The sequence below is a fragment of the Kitasatospora sp. NPDC036993 genome (assembly GCF_055607525.1).
Map to the genome: position 1 here is coordinate 133,289 of NZ_JBVJRP010000010.1, position 253 is coordinate 133,541.

A 253-nucleotide genomic window follows, 5' to 3' on the forward strand; every position below is an offset into this window, starting at 1 on the left:
CCCGGTCAGCCATGACGCCCCTCTCAGACATCGCCGAACTCACCACTGCGGACGGCGACGACGAACGACGCCCAGGCATCGACTCGGAAGACGAGCGCCGGGCCCTGAGGGTCCTTCGAGTCACGCACAGGCATCAGGTCACGAGAGCCATGCGCAACCTCAAGGCAGTCGCCGCCTTGCTGGCTGTACGTCGACTTCACCCACGAAGCACTGGACAGGTCCACCCGGTCAACCATGGTGCCCCTCCCGGACT

At 65.6% G+C, this 253-nt stretch carries 1 protein-coding gene; it reads right to left on the reverse strand.

What is annotated here, in order from left to right; all coding sequences use genetic code 11:
- Positions 1–23 precede the first annotated feature (23 nt).
- The coding region (locus tag ACZ7C5_RS22220; RefSeq protein WP_470323289.1) for a DUF397 domain-containing protein at positions 24–253 on the reverse strand (230 nt) is incomplete at its 5' end.